Source organism: Amycolatopsis sp. NPDC051373 (assembly GCF_040689465.1).
In the GTDB taxonomy this organism is placed as follows: Bacteria; Actinomycetota; Actinomycetes; order Mycobacteriales; family Pseudonocardiaceae; genus Amycolatopsis.
The window spans coordinates 1-16,143 of the sequence record NZ_JBFBAE010000056.1 but is presented as its reverse complement, the minus strand read 5'-3'; the positions used below and the strand labels follow the sequence as shown (position 1 = coordinate 16,143).

15 protein-coding genes and 3 pseudogenes are annotated in these 16,143 nt (G+C 71.0%); 6 read left to right on the top strand and 12 right to left on the bottom strand.

Features of this window, described 5'->3' with window-relative positions:
• Positions 1-101: 101 nt before the first annotated feature.
• Complete coding sequence (locus tag AB0383_RS49350; protein WP_366191579.1) at positions 102-1,307, bottom strand: IS110 family transposase; 1,206 nt, start codon at positions 1,305-1,307, stop codon at positions 102-104.
• Between the two features lie 711 nt (positions 1,308-2,018).
• Here AB0383_RS49350 and AB0383_RS49345 point away from each other — a divergent pair.
• Positions 2,019-2,309, top strand: coding sequence for a hypothetical protein (locus tag AB0383_RS49345; RefSeq protein WP_364190364.1), 291 nt, complete (start codon positions 2,019-2,021; stop codon positions 2,307-2,309).
• Between the two features lie 451 nt (positions 2,310-2,760).
• On the opposite strand, the gene AB0383_RS49340 is transcribed toward AB0383_RS49345, so the two are convergent.
• The 3 genes and pseudogenes from AB0383_RS49340 to AB0383_RS49330 form a co-directional block, all read right to left on the bottom strand.
• The gene (locus tag AB0383_RS49340) at positions 2,761-3,501 is read right to left on the bottom strand and encodes a GAF and ANTAR domain-containing protein (RefSeq protein ID WP_364190400.1); all 741 of its coding nucleotides are present in this window, start codon (positions 3,499-3,501) and stop codon (positions 2,761-2,763) included.
• A 787-nt stretch (positions 3,502-4,288) separates the two neighbouring features.
• Positions 4,289-4,573 (bottom strand): ATP-binding protein, encoded by a 285-nt coding sequence (locus AB0383_RS49335; RefSeq protein ID WP_364190367.1) that lies wholly within the window; start codon positions 4,571-4,573, stop codon positions 4,289-4,291.
• A gap of 475 nt (positions 4,574-5,048) precedes the next feature.
• A pseudogene (locus AB0383_RS49330) lies at positions 5,049-5,460 on the bottom strand (CocE/NonD family hydrolase); the annotation flags it as partial.
• Between the two features lie 2 nt (positions 5,461-5,462).
• Between AB0383_RS49330 and AB0383_RS49325 the strand changes: the two are divergent.
• Together AB0383_RS49325 and AB0383_RS49320 are read left to right on the top strand one after the other, a co-directional pair.
• The gene (locus AB0383_RS49325) at positions 5,463-6,542 is read left to right on the top strand and encodes a CocE/NonD family hydrolase C-terminal non-catalytic domain-containing protein (protein WP_366191576.1); all 1,080 of its coding nucleotides are present in this window, start codon (positions 5,463-5,465) and stop codon (positions 6,540-6,542) included.
• 74 nt (positions 6,543-6,616) lie between these two features.
• Positions 6,617-7,897: an ATP-grasp domain-containing protein gene (locus AB0383_RS49320; protein ID WP_364190370.1), complete on the top strand. Its 1,281-nt coding sequence runs from the start codon at positions 6,617-6,619 to the stop codon at positions 7,895-7,897.
• Positions 7,898-7,942: 45 nt separating this feature from the next.
• Here AB0383_RS49320 and AB0383_RS49315 read toward each other — a convergent pair whose 3' ends face one another.
• Positions 7,943-8,437, bottom strand: coding sequence for a DUF4383 domain-containing protein (locus tag AB0383_RS49315; protein ID WP_364190373.1), 495 nt, complete (start codon positions 8,435-8,437; stop codon positions 7,943-7,945).
• Positions 8,438-8,575: 138 nt separating this feature from the next.
• On the opposite strand from AB0383_RS49315, the gene AB0383_RS49310 reads away from it, so the two are divergent.
• Positions 8,576-8,767, top strand: a complete 192-nt coding sequence (locus tag AB0383_RS49310) for a DUF2795 domain-containing protein (protein WP_364190376.1) — start codon at positions 8,576-8,578, stop codon at positions 8,765-8,767.
• A gap of 47 nt (positions 8,768-8,814) precedes the next feature.
• On the opposite strand, the pseudogene AB0383_RS49305 reads toward AB0383_RS49310, so the two are convergent.
• Positions 8,815-9,035, bottom strand: a pseudogene (locus tag AB0383_RS49305) (DUF6480 family protein).
• 256 nt (positions 9,036-9,291) lie between these two features.
• Between AB0383_RS49305 and AB0383_RS49300 the strand changes: the two are divergent.
• A complete protein-coding gene (locus AB0383_RS49300; protein WP_364190379.1) occupies positions 9,292-9,492 on the top strand; it encodes a hypothetical protein in 201 nt (66 codons plus the stop codon).
• A 421-nt stretch (positions 9,493-9,913) separates the two neighbouring features.
• On the top strand, positions 9,914-11,266 hold the full coding sequence (locus AB0383_RS49295; RefSeq protein WP_364190382.1) for an aldehyde dehydrogenase family protein: 1,353 nt from the start codon (positions 9,914-9,916) through the stop codon (positions 11,264-11,266).
• A 124-nt stretch (positions 11,267-11,390) separates the two neighbouring features.
• Here the strand turns inward: AB0383_RS49295 and AB0383_RS49290 are convergent, their stop codons facing one another.
• The 6 genes and pseudogenes from AB0383_RS49290 to AB0383_RS49265 all read right to left on the bottom strand — a co-directional run.
• Positions 11,391-11,567 (bottom strand): hypothetical protein, encoded by a 177-nt coding sequence (locus AB0383_RS49290; protein ID WP_364190385.1) that lies wholly within the window; start codon positions 11,565-11,567, stop codon positions 11,391-11,393.
• A gap of 73 nt (positions 11,568-11,640) precedes the next feature.
• Positions 11,641-12,960, bottom strand: coding sequence for a UDP-glucose/GDP-mannose dehydrogenase family protein (locus AB0383_RS49285; protein WP_364190388.1), 1,320 nt, complete (start codon positions 12,958-12,960; stop codon positions 11,641-11,643).
• Positions 12,953-13,903: a glycosyltransferase family 9 protein gene (locus AB0383_RS49280; protein ID WP_364190391.1), complete on the bottom strand. Its 951-nt coding sequence runs from the start codon at positions 13,901-13,903 to the stop codon at positions 12,953-12,955. The genes AB0383_RS49285 and AB0383_RS49280 overlap by 8 nt, the downstream gene beginning before the upstream one ends.
• Positions 13,894-14,580, bottom strand: a complete 687-nt coding sequence (locus AB0383_RS49275; protein ID WP_364190394.1) for an SDR family oxidoreductase — start codon at positions 14,578-14,580, stop codon at positions 13,894-13,896. Before AB0383_RS49275 ends, AB0383_RS49280 begins: the two co-directional genes overlap by 10 nt.
• A gap of 49 nt (positions 14,581-14,629) precedes the next feature.
• Positions 14,630-15,997 (bottom strand): PfkB family carbohydrate kinase, encoded by a 1,368-nt coding sequence (locus tag AB0383_RS49270; protein ID WP_364190397.1) that lies wholly within the window; start codon positions 15,995-15,997, stop codon positions 14,630-14,632.
• Positions 15,994-16,143: pseudogene (locus AB0383_RS49265) on the bottom strand (phosphoheptose isomerase); the annotation flags it as partial. The gene AB0383_RS49270 and the pseudogene AB0383_RS49265, both read right to left, overlap by 4 nt.

Here is a 16,143-nt window from a genome sequence, read left to right as displayed (position 1 = left end):
AGGCACGCCCGAAAACGGCCAAGTTGTCAACGAGTCATCCCGCACCGCCGGACCATCCTGACAGCGACCACCAGGCCGCCCGCGCAGTCTCACAGTGGTTGTCAAGCCGCTGCGGGGGCGGGAGCTGATTCGGGGTGGCGGTAGTGGGTGCGGTTGCGGAGCATTGCGTAGAGGACGTCGCAGCGGCGGCGGGCCAGGCAGATGAGGGCGGCGTTGTGTTTCTTGCCCTCGGCTCGTTTGCGGTCGTAGTAGGTGCGGCTGGCGGGGTCGTGCAGGGCAGCGAACGCGGCGAGGAAGAACGCGCGTTTGAGCTTGCGGTTGCCGGTCCGGGCCGGGTGCTCGCCCTTGATGCTGGTGCCGGAGCTGCGGGTGACCGGAGCGATGCCGGCATAAGCAGCCAGATGCGCGGAGCTGGCGAAGTGGGAGGCGTCGCCGACCTCGAGGAGGATGCGGGCTGCGGTCCTGACGCCGATGCCGGGCATCGAGGTCAGGACCCCGGCAAGAGGGTGCGCATCGAGTATCCCCTCGACCTGCTCGGCGACGGTCTTTCGTTGTTGGAGCACGGTTTTGAGGCTGTCGGCCAGTCGCGGGAGCACGGTGTCTGCGGCGGCGGTGCCCGGGACGGTGACGGTCTGCTCGTCCAGGGCGGTCATGATCGCGTCGATGAGTTTGTCGCCCATGCGGGGCGCGTGGACCTTCGCGATCGCGGTGAGTTGGCGGCGCCCGGCCTTGGTGATGCCGGCCGGGCCGCCGCAGCGGGAGAGGATTTCCAGCACCGCGGGGTGGCTGATCCGCGGGCCGATGGCCCGCTCGAGGGCGGGGTGGATGCCGGTGAGCAGGCCGCGGATCCGGTTGCTGAGTCGGGTGGCTTCGCCGGCCAGGTCGTCGTCGAACCCGACCAGCACCTCCAGCTCCGCGAGGGCTTCGTCGCCGACGTCGACCGGTCGCAGCGTGTGGGGCAGGGAGCGGGCGGCGTCGGCGATGACGAACGCGTCCCGGGCATCGGTCTTCGCCCGGCCCGGGTAGAGATCGGCGATGCGGCGCATCGCCAAGCCGGGCAGGTAGGCCACCTGGTGCCCGGTCGCGCGGGCGACCGCGACCGGCAACGCCCCGATCGTGGCCGGCTGGTCCACCACGACCAGCAGCGGACCGTGCCGGGCGAGCTTGTCGAACAAGGCCCGCAGCTTGGGCTCGCTGTTGGGCAGCGGCCCGTCGTGCAGCCGCTTACCGTCTGGGTCGAGACCGACCGCGTGATGGGCGTCCTTGCCGACGTCCAGGCCGAGGAACACCCCGAAATCGCTGCTCATCCACCGTGCCATTCGGTCGTCGGACGTGGTCACTGGTCGAGCATCGATGGCCGGCACCCACGTTACGACGAGACCTACCAGTTGGCGGCCGTGTCCCTATTCAGCGGTCCCTCGATGCCACCAGACCCGGTGACACCACCCCCCGGATCATGCCTTCGACTGGGGGCGTAAGTCATGCCAGGCCTGGTGACCACAACTCCCTGGTGGGAGCACACGAAAAAGGTAACGGGGGCGGTGTTGCAGCGGCGATCATCGCGGCGATGCTCGCAGCAGTGTTCGCGGGTCGGACACCACGGACCCCACCTCGGACCGCGCGCCCGTGATTGCGTCTCCTCCGACTCCGTCGCCGTCGACGCCTGCCATGCCAACCGTGGCGACCGCTACGGCGGGGACACCGCAGCACGCCGCTGAGCCCGTGCCGGCCGGGCCGCCGCCCGCGCGCCGAGCAGGAGGGGGCGTCAGCCACGCTCACGGCGGACCGCACGCCGAGGATGCGATGGACAACGAGAAGCAGGGCAACGGCAAGGGCGAGGCAAAAGGTGGGGCCAGGGGCCCCGGCAGCCGCTAGCGACCGCCCATGCCCGGGGCGGGAGAGGAGTGACCAAGGGGCGTCGTCTGCATCGCCCTGAAATTGCCGGGCGTTTGGTCACCTCCGGGCCGGGTAGGCGCCGGGAACGGGCCGCCGCCCATTCCGGCCGAAAGGAGCGCATCATGGCCGGCCAGGAAGACCAGCACGGCTGGTCCGAGGACATCGACACCGAGGGCGGCGCCGCCGCCGAGGGTGCCAGGAAAGCCCGCGAAAAGCCGGACCCCGAGCCCGACCCCCACCGCGACTACTCACCCACCGGCACCCTCTCGGACACAGACATGGAGCCTGGCTCGCCGTTCGGCGCGGGCAGCAGTACCACCTGCCGGGGCGAGGAAATCGGCCCGGATCCTGGTGAGGCCGCGGAGGGCTACAAGGGCGCTTCGCAGCGGCCGTACGGTAGTTCGCACGAGTAGCGCCCGGCGCTGTAAAGGCTGGCCTCGCTCAGGAGCGGCGGCATTTGATCGGTGCCGGACATTCGGTCGGCGATTACCGGCCGGCCGCAGTTACTGTGCTCGCCCTCGAGGGCGGATGGTGTGGTGCTGACCTTCACGTTCGACGCGGCCGGGCGGCGCCGCGCTGATGGCCACGGCTAGCCAGAGCTCGGGTAACGCTCCCCGCTCTTCGGCAGTCAGGCGGACGGGCACCACTTCGGCTCCGAGGTGCGTGAGAGCAAACGGAGCGTGGCCGTGCCGAGGTCGTATCGTCGAGGCCAGCCCGCCCGGTTCACGATGTGCCCTGTGGGCCAGCGGCGGTCACCTCGGTCTGCAGCCGGGGCTCACCGTGCCCGCCAATGCGGCCCGGACCCCGGGCCGCATCTTTCTTCGCCTCCGCGTCGTTGGAACGCAGCAGCGACCACGGGCTGGTTCACGTCGTGGGTGTCACGCCGGTGGCGTGGCTGACGAACCGAGCGGCGAAGTCGCGCAGTTTGACGTTCTCCCGCTGGGACTGTTCGACGAGCAGGGTGAACGCCTCGTCCGCAGAGATCCGGCGTAGGGCCATGAGGATGCCTTTGGCCTGATCGATCACCGCACGGCTGGTCAGCGCCGTGCGGAGCTGCTCGGTGGTCTCGTGCGCGTGCTTGTAGCGGTTGTGGGCGCGCAGGGCGGCGGTGGCGGCGGTGGTGTAGAGGTCGAGCAGTTTCTCGTCGAGCTCGGCGAAGCCGTGGTCGCGGACGCTGTAGCAGTTGACCGCGCCGGCGTGTTTCTCGCTGATCACCAGCGGCGCGGACAGAAAACTGCCGAATGCGGCCTTGGCCGAGTCTTTCGCGAACACCGGCCAGTGCTCGGCGGCGTCGGCGATCGACACTCGCACCATGGTGCCGGTGCGCGCGGCCCGCAGGCAGGGTCCGTCGCCGACGACGTATTGGTCGCGGTCCAGCGCGGCCGCGATCTGGCTGGTCGTCGCGGCGGTCGTGGGCACACCGCCGGTGATCAGGGTGATGGTGGCCTCGTCAACGCCGGGCACCGCCCGGGTCACCTGCTCACACACCTGGTGCAGCAAAACCGCGGAGTCGTCGACGCTGTCGAGCGCCGCGATCAACGTTTCCAGCGCCCCGGTGACCTCATCAAGCACTGTCGGCCACGACTCGTTCCGAATGTTATCCATGACCAGCTCTCCCATCTGCCAGGCAGAACGACGAGGAACCGGACACGCGCGCGGAGCAGGCGACAGCGAACCAGGCACCACCACATCCTCCGGCAATTCCGGTGTCGACGTGGACGTGTGCTTCCAGGCCCGCTCTTGGACGAAGAGGTAACGCGCCGCATTCTCCCCGCGGCGAGGCCCTTCATCGCTCGCGCAAGGTCGGTATGCCGCGAAGGCGGCGCACCGCCCGACCGGAACGCACGAAGAACCTCGGCTCTCGCACTGTAACGCCCGCAGCCATCCCGCGCGGCCCGAACCCCACACACAAACGAGCGTTTCCGAGACCAAGATCAACCTTCGCGGCGAGCTGGCACCCGTGGACGGCTGAGGTCCAGGACGGCCATCTGGCGCGCAAGCGCCAGCGCCGATTCAGTGCAAGGCGAGCTTGATCGCCGACATCGGCAGTGCGCGCCGAGGTCGGCGGCTGAGACCGTCGCCAGACTGCTCACCTTGCCGAACACGCATGACTACTACAGGGCATGTCAGGCTCGACCGACTTACGTCCGGCGATGACCCTCCGTGTCGGCGCCGGGAACCTGCGCGCAGGCGTGTGACGAAGCAGCCGGTTGTCGGGCTTGGTGGGCCCGACCTGCTCAGGTCATGCGTGCGGCATCGATGGGATCGGGTGCCACGTCATGGTCACGATGGTGCCGAGCTGGGTGGCGTCGATGGCCGCGTGATCGGGCAGGGCGCGGATCAGCGGCAGGCCGCGTCCGTGCAGGCCACCGGGGTCTGGAGCGGGTGGCTGTCAGGGGCCGTGGTCGGTGACGGTGATGCGGACCAGGTCGGATTGGTGGTGGGCATGCAGGTCCACTATGCCGGCGGAATCGTCGGGGTAGGCGCGTTTCGCGGTGTTGATCAGCGCCTCGTAGGTCGACAGCTCGACGTCGTCGGCGAGATCACCGGCCAACTGGTGAGCGCGGACCCAGGCGGTCACCTCGTGCCGCAAAACAGTGACGTCGTCGACGTCGGCGGGCCGGCGGGCCCGCAGGTCATCGTTCGCGGCCGGGCCGGGCTCGCCGGCTGGGAGCATGAGCCATACACCTCGCGCCGTCGTGTCCTCGGATGTCGACGTGGTACCCCTGCCGGGCGCGGATACGCGCGAAGACCGGTGCCGGTCAGTGGCCGTGACCGATCAGCGCGGCGCTCGCCGACGACCGCTAACCGCACTCGGTGCCTGAGGATTCCGCGGTGCAGGTCGTCGACCGCGCGACCAGATCGGTGAGCGCAACACCTACGGCCACGACCCCCGCAACATCCCCGGCTGGCCAGCGGATGCCGGCCGCATTCCCCTTTTGCCGGCTGGTGGCCGTGCGGCACAGTGACCGCTGCGTCAGGATCGAAAGCATGCAGCCCTTCGAACCGGACCCAGCAGGGCACGCCGCCGCACTCGGAGGTACCACGGGCGTCTCTCACCGCGCGCGGCGAATTCGACGTGCTCACTACGCCCCATCTGCAGATCGCGATCCGCGAAGCGCTTCTCGAGGCCCCGCCGGTACTGGTTGCCGGCCGGGCTCGACGAGGTGCGGGTACTTGTGCGACCACGGCCCGATCAGGCCGCGCCGGGGCACGTCGAGGTGGGCCATCAGCCGCGTCACGGCGTTGGAGTAGCCGTCGGCCCAGCCGCTGGAGGCGAGCACCGGTACTTGCACATCGTTGTAGTTCTCCGACACGGACGCGTGGCGCCAGTAGCCGTCGCGGCGCTGGTGGCGCAGCCACTGCTCGGCCCACAGGCTGCAGCCCTCAAGTCGTTCCCGCCATAGCTCCAGCCACCGATCTCCCACGACCGCTGGGTCCGGCGGCAGCGTCGCGTCGGAGAACATGGTTCCGGATGCGGCGACGTTGTCGGAGAGCAGGCAACCCGCCCATGTAGTGCATATAGTCGGCGAAGCGGTCGTCGGATCGGGTACCTACAGGAAGTCGTGCGGTGGTGGGACCACTGGCTCAAGGACGTCGAGAACGGTGTCCTGGACGGGCCAATGGTCCAGACCTGGCTGCAGGAGAGTGTGCCGCCTTCGACGTCGTACGAGGATCGCCCCGGCCGGTGGGTCGGCGAGGCGCGGTGGCCCTCGCCGCATGTCAAGCCTTCGGAGCACGCGCTGGCGCCGCACCGCATCGCGCGGCCGGGGGAGGACGTGCCGGAAGTGATGCTGGAGGTTTCCTCACCTCTGTCGGTCGGGCAGTTCGCCGGGAAGTGGGCGTCCTACAGGGCCCGCCGGACCTGCCCTACGACCAGCGCAAAGGGGCTCGCGGTCTCGGCCGACCGGCCCGTGGCGATGGTGGCCGCGCGGCTGTCCGATGTGGCCCCCGATGGCCGTGCCACGCGGGTGACGTACGGGCTGCTCAACCTGACCCGCCGCGACGGTCACGAAGAACCGAAGCCGATGGAGCCGGGTCAGGTGTGCGAGGTCGAGTTCGAGCTGAACGGGGTGGCGCAGGCATTCCCGGCCGGCCACCGGTTCCGGCTGTCACTGTCCACTTCGTACTGGCCGCTTGCCTGGCCCCCTCCGGAGCCGGTCACCTTATCCGTCCACGCAGGACTCAGTTCCCTCACGCTTCCGGTGCGACCGATGGCGGAGTCCGATGAGGTGCCCGCGAACCCATTCGGTCAATCGGAAGGCCCACCGCCGCTGACGACGACGGAACTGACCCCGCCGGAGCAGCGCTGGGAGGTCTCGCGCGACCTGGTCGCGTATCACTCGGCGCTGGACATCGTGAAGAACTCCGGCGCCGTCCGCTACGACGACATCGACCTCTCCGTCACCCGCGACGTGCACGAGCGTTACACGTGGGTGGCCGATCGCTTCTGTTCACCCGTCGCGGAGACGGAGTGGGTCGTGACGTTCGAGCGCGGCGACTGGTCCGCGCGAAGCGAAACCAGCACACGGGTGTCCTCCACGCCCGAGGAGTTCATGATCGACGCGTGCCTCGACGCCTACCACGGCGACCGACGGATCGTATCCCGCAACTGGCACCACACCGTGCCGCGGGACCTGATCTGACGAGTTTACCGTTATGGTGAAGGGGAAATCCGGCAGGTATGAACCAACCGGAACGAACGAGGAGTGCCAGACCGATGACGACGAACATCTTCGTGGTCGGGCTGGACGACAACAACGCACAAGTGCTCGAGCGGTTGCCCGAATCCGACCAGTACGCGTTCCACGGACTGCTGACGCCTGACGAACTCCAGCACGGCGAAATCGACATCGGCGAACTGCTCGACAAGGCGACAACGGCGCTCGACGCGTTCGAGGGTTCGATCGACGCGATCGTCACGTTCTGGGATTTCCCGGCGGCGTCGCTCGTACCACTGTTGTGCGAGAGCCGCGGCTTGCCGCATGTGCCGCTCGAGGCGATCCTCAAGTGCGAGCACAAGTACTGGAGCCGGTTGGAGCAGCGCGAAGTGATCGACGAGTTGCCGCACTTCGGCATCGTCGACCTCGACGACGCCGAACCGAAGCTTCCCGAGGGTGTGTCGTACCCCGTGTGGCTCAAGCCGGTGAAGTCCTTCTCCTCGGAGCTCGCCTTCCGCGTGACCGACGATGCCGAGTTCGCCGCGGCGGTCGCGGACATCCGCGAGGGTGTGGGCCGGGTCGGCGAGCCCTTCGACGAAGTACTCGGGAAGGTCGAGCTACCGCGCGAAATCGCCGCAGTCGGCGGGGCGGCGTGCCTGGCCGAGGAGGCGCTGCACGGAGTGCAGGCCGCCGTCGAGGGGTACGTGTACCAGGGCGAAGTGACCGTGTACGCGGCGCTCGACTCGGTCGACTACCCGGACAGCTCGTCGTTCCTGCGCCACCAGTACCCCTCCCAGCTGCCGGAGGAGGTGCGGCGGCGCATGGCGGACGTCGCGAAGAGAGTGATGCGGCGAGTCGGCTTCGACAACGGGACGTTCAGCATCGAGTTCTTCTGCGACGTGCAGTCCGGACAGGTGTACCTGCTGGAGATCAACCCGAGGCACTCGCAGTCGCACGCCGGACTGTTCGAGCTTGTCGACGGCCTGGCCAACCACGACCTCATGGTCCGCCTCGGACTCGGGCAGGCGCCGCGCCACCGCGCCGGCGCGGGTCCGTACGGCATCGCCGGCCGCTGGTACCTGCGCCGCTTCTCCGGCGACGCCGTGGTGACGCGCGTGCCGACGGCCGCGGAGATCACGGCTTTGCAGGACCAGCTCGGCGGGGTGGAGATCAGCATGTCGCCGAAGGAAGGGCAGCGGCTTTCGGAGCTGCCCGAGCAGGACAGCTACTCCTACGAGCTCGCACAATTCCTCATCGCCGCGAACAGCGAGCAGGAGATGGAGCAGAAGTACCAGCGCTGCGTCGACGAACTCCGGTTCGAGTTCGACGACGTGGCCTGAGGCGGTGCGGCGCTGTGCGGGGATTCAGCACAGCGCCGGCACCGTTCAACCGTGGGAGTCCTGGGGGTTGCCGACGTGGCGGCGTGTCGGCGGGTACTGGCCGCGAGCGCGCTCGAGGGCGGTGAGCAGGACGCCGAGCACGATCATGCCGGCGCCGAGGCCAAAGTGCAGCCAGTCGTCAGCGTGATCGAGCGGCACGAAGTCGGCCTGGCTGTGGTCGTCGGTCGCGGCGCCGTAGACCCAGAGCAGGAGGTAGACGAGGCCGCCGATCATGAGGAAGGCGCGCGCCGAGCCGGATCTCCGGGTGGCCGCCAGCCCGACGATGCCGAAGAGCAGGTGCACGATGTTGTGCAGCGCCGAAACGCCGAACACGCCGAACAACCGGGCGCCGGAGTGCGGCCCGGCGAAGGTGAGTTCGCCGTAGTGCGTGGTGATCCCGGGGATGAAGCCGAGCACGCCGACCAGCAGGAACGCGGCCGCCACGACGGCGGTCACGCCCTGGATCGGCCGTCGGGAAGCCGGTGCTTGCTTGTCTGTCATCGAAGCTCCTTCTGCCGGCGTGCGGCTACCCGGCGATTTCCGGGGCAAACGACGTGGCCTTGATGTTTGCCGGCGCTTGCCCCGGGTAGCCGCTGCGTTCGCCGGTGGCTTTCCCGGCGCGACAGGAAAGGAGGAGCGATGACGGACGCCAACCCGATCCAGGTGCAGAAATACCTGTCCGGAGTGGACTACCCCGCCGGCCGCGACGACCTGGTGGCGGCGGCGCAGGGAAACGGTGCTGACGAGGAGACGCTCGAGCAGCTGAGGGGGATCCCCGATCGGCAGTACGAGGGGCCCAGCGGGGTGAGCAAGGAACTCGGCGGTAGCTGAGAGGGAGGGGCCGGACTGGAGGGAGGTCCGGCCCCACACCACCCGCCTCAGACATAACCGAGGCCCAGCACGATGAAAAACGCCGCCGCCAAAAGGACCAAGACCGCGAGGACGATCAGCCACGCGGCGGGCAGCTTGCGCGACGGCATGGGTTGCGGGTGCGACAGCCCCGAAGTCTGCCCGCGTCCGGCGGCGTGTCGCCCGGGGCCACCGAGCCCCCAGGTTCCAGGCCGGGGACTTCGTTCGGCTCGGGTCCAGGTGCGGTCATGGGAATCACCTTCCGTCGTCGGGTCCGGCTCCCTGGCCACCGCGTGCCGCGGCGGATAAACGCCCGGGTGCGCCGCCCGTCGACCGCGTACCGGCCGGCCTACGAGACTCGAACGCGCTCGACAGACATCACCATGACGGTCATCGGCCCGGGCGCGCAGGTTTGCTCCGGGCACCTGTCGGCCGCGGAGGTCCGGGTGAAAGTTCGCAGCTGCGAGGCTGCTCGGCGACGTCGACATCAAGGTCGAGGTGCCCGGGTGCAGCTCCGCGCGGTCCTCACTGTCGCGGCCCCTGGCCCGGCGAAGGACTTCTTGGCCGTGCCCGATCTCGTCGCAGCGAGCGGGTGCGACGTCCTGGTCGCCGCAGACATCGACTTGGGCCAGATCTTCCGACCCTCCAGCGACCCCGACGTGGGTCAATGGCTGATGCAGGGCGCGCCGAGCTGCGGGACTGCCTGACGCGCAGCGCTCGTCGTGCACCTTAGGGCCAACGCCGTTGACCGGCGCCACCTGTGACATCGACAGCCTGTTCTGATGCGCGGCTGCGGGTGGCGGACCGCTGGCGCCCGGTCGAGGTCGGCCGCGTGGTGGAGAGGCGGATCGACAACCGCAGGTTGCCCTCGCATTGCGCGATGTCGGCCTCCGCGAGCCGTCGGGAGGGCGGTGGCGCCGATGGCGTGGTCGGTGAGCACGACGAGCGTGGAGCGCTCGGCTCCGCTCGCGATACTGACGAGCCGGTTCCGGTCACGGTCGAACCCGGCGAGCAGCCGGTCGACGAGCGGAACAGCCCGCCCAGCGAACGTTTCCCCCGACGACGCCGGGCACTCGGTGGTCCGGCAAGCAGACCTGGTAACCACGCAGAGACGCGAAGGAGGTGCGGATGACCGCAGGAACGATCGAAATCCGGAACCCGGCCGACGGGAGCGTGGTGGGCACGGTGCCCACTGCCGTCGAAGACGAGGTCGACGCCGCGCTGGCGCTGGCCAACCGCATGTGGCCCGGCTGGGCGCGCACTCCGGCGGCCGAGCGCGGTGGATTGCTGCACTCCGCGGCGGCGCGGCTGCGGGAACACGTCGACGAACTCGCCGCGCGCAACAAAGCCGAGACCGGGCGGCCGCGGGCCGAGGCGGCCGAAGGCGTGCTGGCCGGCGCGGGCACGCTCGACCAGTACGCGGAGCTGGGCCCGGTCCACGGCGGGCGCAGCCTGCTCGGCGACTTCGGGGCGACCGACCTGATGGTCCCGGAAGCTCGCGGGGTCGTCGTCGCGCTGACGCCGTGGAACGACCCGGTCGCCGTGGCGTGCGGGCTGATCGGCGCGGCCCTGGTGACCGGGAACACCGTGGTGCACAAGCCGAGCGAGCGCGCGCCGCACACCGGTGCGCTCCTCGGCGACGTGCTTTCCGGCGTGCTGCCGGCCGGCGTTTTCCAGACCCTGCAAGGCGAAGGCGGGGTCGGCGCCCTGCTGGCGATGCGCGGCGACGTCGACGTGATCGCCCACGTCGGCAGCACCGCGGCCGGGCGGTCGATCGCCGCCAGCGCGGCCGCGACCGGCGCGAAGACGTTGCCGGAGAACGGCGGCAACGACCCCGTGGTGATCGACGAGAACGTCGATCCCGCGTGGGCCGCCGCGCAGGTAGCGCTCGGCGCGTTCGCCAACTCCGGGCAGATCTGCGTGGCCGTGGAGCGGGTCTACGTGCACGAAGCCGTTGCCGAGCCGTTCCTCGCCGCGCTGGTGAAGGAAGCCCAGGCGCGCGCCCTCGCGCCGCTGGTCGATCTCCGGCACCGCGACCACGTGCACTCGCACGTGGAGGACGCCCTGGCGCGGGGCGCGCGGGCACTGACCGGGGGAGTGGTGCCCGAGGGGCCCGGCGCGCACTACCCGGCGACCGTTCTCACGGGATGCACGCCGGACCTGCGCGTGATGGCCGAGGAGACGTTCGGCCCGGTCGCGCCGGTGCAGGTCGTCTCGAGTTTCGAGGACGGGCTCGCCGCGGCCGCCCGCAGTGACTACGGGCTCGCGGCGACTGTGCTGACCGCGTCGATGTCACGCGCGCAGCACGCGTGGCGTGAACTGCCCGCGGGGACGGTGAAGGTCAACGCCGTGTTCGGCGGCGCCCCCGGCGGGGCCTCGCACCCGCGGCGGCGCAGCGGGAATGGCTATGGCTACGGCCCCGAGCTGCTCGACGAGATGACGCAGACGAAGGTGGTACACGTGGAGCCGCCGGGACCCTGACCGGCGCTGAACCGGTCGGCACTGACTTGACCGGCGCTGACGGGCAGCGGCACCGGGCGGCAAGGAGAAGCGCGGCGACCACCCTCGGGAACGGTCGCCGCGCTTCTCGTCTCGCGCGCCGGTGTCAAGCCGACGGCCCGGTGCTGTCCGGCCGGCCGCGGCGGCATTCGGTGCAGACCATCGTCTGCCCGAGCAGGGCGCCGTCGCCGGTGACGAGCCGGGCGACATGCAAGGTCGGCTGACCGCACTTCTCACACGGGATCGGCTGGCTCTCCTGGCTGATCAGGATCCGGTTCGGCACGGAATCTCCCTCGGGGTGGGTGGTCCGGACCGCGTACCCCACGGCCCGGACCGCACTCGGGAAAACGTCGACGTCACCCGAACGGAGTAGTCTCCGGGTGCTGCCGCCCAACGCCGAAGTGGGTGAACCCGGCATCGGCGAGCATCTCGGGGCGGAGAAGGTTGCGCGTGTCCACGACCACCGGCCGGGCCGCCACCGCCGCGAGCCGGGCCCAGTCGAGGTCGCGGAACTCCGGCCACTCGGTGAGCACGACCAGCGCGGCGGCGTCCTTCGCCACCAGGTACGGGTCGTCCACGACCTGCACCGCGTCGAGCCCCGGCACGGCTTCGACCGCCGGGTCGTGCGCGGTCAGCTCGGCGCCGTGGCGGGCCAGTTCGGTGGCGATCGCCAGGGCGGGTGAGTCGCGCAGGTCGCCGGTCCCGGCCTTGAACGCCAGGCCCAGCAAGCCGATGCGTGCGCCCACGAGGGAACCGGCCGGCGAGCCCGTGACCGCTTCCCGCACGGTCCGCACCACGCGGGCGCGCTGGCGGGCGTTCACACGCACGGCATCGCGCAGGATGCCGAAGTCGACGCCCGCCGCGTCGGCCGCGTGCAGCAGCGCCGAGGTGTCCTTCGGCAGGCACGAACCGCCCCAGCCCGGTCCCGGGGCGAGGAATTCCGGGCCGATGCGCGCGTCGAGGCCCATCGTGCGGGCGACCTCGCTGACGTCGGCGCCGAACCGTTCGCACAGCTCGGCCAGCACGTTCACATACGACAGCTTCACCGCGAGGAACGCGTTGCTGGCGTACTTCGCCAGCTCGGCGCTCGCGGTGTCGGTCCGGACCACCGGAGCGCCCGTCGGCTCGTACAGCTTCTCAACGCGGTGCGCGGCCGGCGCTCCCGGCGGATCGGTCCCGATCACGATGCGGTCGGGGTGCAGGAAGTCCTCGACCGAATGCCCTTCGCGGAGGAACTCGGGGTTGCTCGCCACCGGCAGGTCGGCGCGGCCCAGCAGGCGCGGCAGCCGAGCCGCTGTGCCGACCGGCACGGTCGACTTGGTGACGACCGCGCACCCCGGCCGCAGCAGCCGGCCGAGCTGCGGCAGGACCCGTTCCAGCACACCGAGATCGGGCCGGCCCTCGTCGTCGGGCGGGGTGGGCAGGCACAGGAAAACGGCGTCCGCGCCGTAGAGCTCCGCCTGCGCGGTCGTGAAGACGAGGGTGCCGTCGGAGAGCCCCTCGGTGACGAGCTCCGGCAGCCCGGGCTCGGCGATGGCCACGTCGCCGCGTCGCAGTGCGTCTACTTTGGACTCGTCAGTGTCCACGCACGTGACCTGGTGGCCCAGGCGGGCGAAACACGCGGAGCTGGTGAGGCCGACGTAACCCGCGCCGACGACACCGAGGTGCTCAGCCATGCGGCACCTGCGCTTCCAGCGTGCCTCGAGCTGCTGCGAGGACGCGTTCTTCACCGAGCAGCAGCAGTCCGTTGTCCGGTTTGTCGCCGTGTGGATCGCCGACATCGCCTGTCCACAGCACGACGTGCCGGCGTGCTTCCGGAGGTGGACCCCACAGGCGCGGTGGCGTGGGGCCGAACAACAACACCGAAGGCGTACCGAACGCCGTCGCGAGGTGCCCGACACCCGTGTCCCCGCAGACGACCAGCGCCGCCTCGGCCACGAGAGACGCCAGTTCCGCCAGACCTGTGCGTCCGGCGAGCACCGCGTCCTCGGGCAACCCAGCCCGCGCGGCCACACTGCGGGCCAGGTCGCGTTCCGCCGCGCTGCCGGTCACCACGACGCAGTGTCCCGCGGCGGCGAGCTCCCGCGCCACGCGCGCGAATCGTTCGGGCGGCCAGCGTCGCGCCGCGAACGCCGCACCGGGGTGCACGACCACGGCCCCGGGCGCGGGGCTCGGCCCCGGCGGCGCGGGCAGCCGCAGCGCGGAGCGGTCGGCCTCGACGTGCGCGAACTCCACCAGCCGGCACCAGCGGTCGACCTCGTTCACGTCGGGCCGCCAGTCGAGGCCCGGCACGTCCGGGAAGTCGGGGTGGTGGTGGGTGAGCAGCTCGCCGGGGTCGGTGGCGAGCAGGTCGTGGATGCTCTCCGGGCCGCTGCCGTGCAGATTCACCGCGAGCTTCGGCGGCGGGCCCGGCCACGCGAGTTCCCCGAGGCCGGGTGTCGGCAGCAGCTCGTCGACGGCGTCGATGAGCTCGGCGAGGTCCCGCAGCTCGCGCGGCGCAGCCAGCACCAGGCGTTCGTCGGGGTGCGCCTCGTGCAGCGCGCGCAGGGCTGGCACCGCCGTGAGCAGGTCACCGATCCCGAGCGCGCGCAGCACCAGGATCGCGGCGCTCACGGCCACGACCCCTCCTCCGACGCGCACACGACCAGCTCGCGGATCTCCGAGCCCGGCGGCTGCTGCAGCGCGAAGACGACGGTGCTCGCCGTGTGCTCGGGCGCGTTGAGCTTCGCGTCCGGCGGGGGCTTGTATTGGTCGGTGCGGTTGTCGAAGAAGTGCGTCCACATCCCGCCGGGGATCAGTAGCGTCACACCGACGCGTCCGGCCAGCTCCGCGGCCAGCGCGCGGGTGAAGCCGACGACGCCGAACTTCGAAGCGCAGTAGGCCGTGGCGTCGCTCACCGCCTTGATGCCGAGCGTCGACGCGCACGTGACGACCGTGCCGCCCGAGCGCTCCAGATACGGCAGCGCGGCGCGGACGACGGCGGCCGTGCCGAGCAGGTTCACCTTCACCACCCGCTCCCAGTCCTCAGTGGACACTTCGGACAGCGGGCCGCACGCGTCGGTGCCGGCGGCGGTGAACACGCCGTCGAGCCCGCCGGCGCGCTCGGCCAGCTCGCGCACCGCCCGCTCGGTCGCGGCGGTGTCGGTGAGGTCGGCCTCGACGTACTCGGCCGGGTCTTCTGGGCGGACACGGTCGAGGACGTACGGCGTGCCGCCCGCCTTGCGCACGGCGTCGACGGTGGCCGCGCCGAGGCCGGAGGCACCACCGGTGATCAGGATGTTGCCGAGGGGTCGCATCGGTCTCCTTCGCGAGTCGGAGTCGTTTTTCGGGAGTCGCTGTCGCGGATCAGGCACCGGCCGCCGCGGCGACCAGCCGCGACGTCGAGTACCCCGGGACGGTCGGGACGAGCACGACCTCACCGCCGTGGCGTTCCACGACCTCGCGTTCGGGCAGGTCGGCGTGCGTGTAGTCGCCGCCCTTGACCCACACGTGCGGGCGCAGCCGCTCCAGTACCGCCGTGGGCGACGGTTCGTCGAACACGGCGACCGCGTCCACAAAGGACAACGCGGCCAGCAGCCGCGCCCGGTCACGGTCGCGCACGAGCGGCCGGGCGGGCCCCTTGAGCCCGCGCACGGACGCGTCGGAGTTGAGGCACACCACGAGGGCGTCACCGAGGGCACGGGCCTGGCGCAGCAGGCTGACGTGCCCGGGGTGCAGCAGGTCGAAGCACCCGCCGGTCGCGACCAGCCGGCCGCCTCCAGCGTGGATCCGCTGCGCCAGACCGAACGCGTCGGTCGCCGGTTGCGGGTCGGGCACCGGAGCGTCGTGAGTGGACAGTGCCGTGGCTCCGCCGTCGGCGACGAACCGGGCCGCCGCTTCCACGGCCGTCGCGACGGCTTCCGTCGTGTCCGTGCCGGTCAGCAGCGCAGCTGTGGCGGCCGCGGCGAAGCGATCACCCGCCCCGCAGGTGTCCGGGGCGGCGTGCCCCGGCGTCCGCGCGGCCGCGGGAACCGGCACCGCAGTCTGCCCGAAGCCGTCGGCGAGGACCGCGCCGCGCGCACCCGTGGTGACGGCGACGGCCTCGGCGTGCCAATGGTCCCGCAGCAGTTTCGCAAGCTCGGCCGGTTCGTCGTGGCCAGGCAGCGTGCTGCGGGCTTCCGCCAGATTCGGGGTGACGAGCACGGCGTGGCGCACCGGGTCCGTGCCGCGCGGGTGCGGGTCCCAGACCACCGGAATGCGCCCGGCGAGCTCCCGCAGGAGCCGGCGCACGTGCGGATTGCATGTGAGGCCGCGGCCGTAGTCCGCGACCAGCACCGCACCCGCACCGGTGAGGGCGTCGCGGACTCGGTCGGAGAGCGGCTCCGCGGTCGCCGTTCCGTTGCCGGAGTCCAGGCGCAGCAACGACTGCCCGCCCGCACGGACGCGCGTTTTGCACACCGTGGTGCCTCGCAAGGGCAGGGGCAGCACGGTGACGTCGGGTTCCAGCAGCCCGGTGAGCGCGTGCCCTGCCTCGTCGTGCCCTAGCGGCGTGACCAGCACGACCTCGGCCGCCGACCGCGCCGCCAGCAGCGCGGCGAGCCCCGCTCCACCCGGGCGGCGGCGGCGCGCCGTCAGGTCGACGACCGGAACCGGCGCCTCCGGGCAGAGCCGGTCGGCAGTTCCTTCGGCGTCGACGTCGAGCAGCGTGTCGCCGAGGACGACCAGCGGCTTCACGCGGGCACCCCGAGCGCGTTGTCCAGTTCCTCGCACAGGGCGTGCACCAGTGCGAGGTGCATCTCCTGCACGGTGGCCACCGACGGCGCCTCGACCGTGACGGCGTCGTCGCACAGCGCCGCGAGCGGGTTGGGCGCGGGCCCGGT

Excerpts from the sequence above, each read along its gene's own strand:
- AB0383_RS49275 (WP_364190394.1), bottom strand. The coding sequence starts at position 14,580 with ATGCGACCCCTCGGCAACATCCTGATCACCGGTGGTGCCTCCGGCCTC.
- AB0383_RS49345 (WP_364190364.1), top strand. The coding sequence starts at position 2,019 with ATGGCCGGCCAGGAAGACCAGCACGGCTGGTCCGAGGACATCGACACC.
- AB0383_RS49310 (WP_364190376.1), top strand. The coding sequence starts at position 8,576 with ATGACGGACGCCAACCCGATCCAGGTGCAGAAATACCTGTCCGGAGTG.
- AB0383_RS49285 (WP_364190388.1), bottom strand. The coding sequence starts at position 12,960 with ATGGCTGAGCACCTCGGTGTCGTCGGCGCGGGTTACGTCGGCCTCACC.
- AB0383_RS49295 (WP_364190382.1), top strand. The coding sequence starts at position 9,914 with ATGACCGCAGGAACGATCGAAATCCGGAACCCGGCCGACGGGAGCGTG.
- AB0383_RS49315 (WP_364190373.1), bottom strand. The coding sequence starts at position 8,437 with ATGACAGACAAGCAAGCACCGGCTTCCCGACGGCCGATCCAGGGCGTG.
- AB0383_RS49320 (WP_364190370.1), top strand. The coding sequence starts at position 6,617 with ATGACGACGAACATCTTCGTGGTCGGGCTGGACGACAACAACGCACAA.
- AB0383_RS49350 (WP_366191579.1), bottom strand. The coding sequence starts at position 1,307 with ATGAGCAGCGATTTCGGGGTGTTCCTCGGCCTGGACGTCGGCAAGGAC.
- AB0383_RS49335 (WP_364190367.1), bottom strand. The coding sequence starts at position 4,573 with ATGCTCCCAGCCGGCGAGCCCGGCCCGGCCGCGAACGATGACCTGCGG.
- AB0383_RS49340 (WP_364190400.1), bottom strand. The coding sequence starts at position 3,501 with ATGGATAACATTCGGAACGAGTCGTGGCCGACAGTGCTTGATGAGGTC.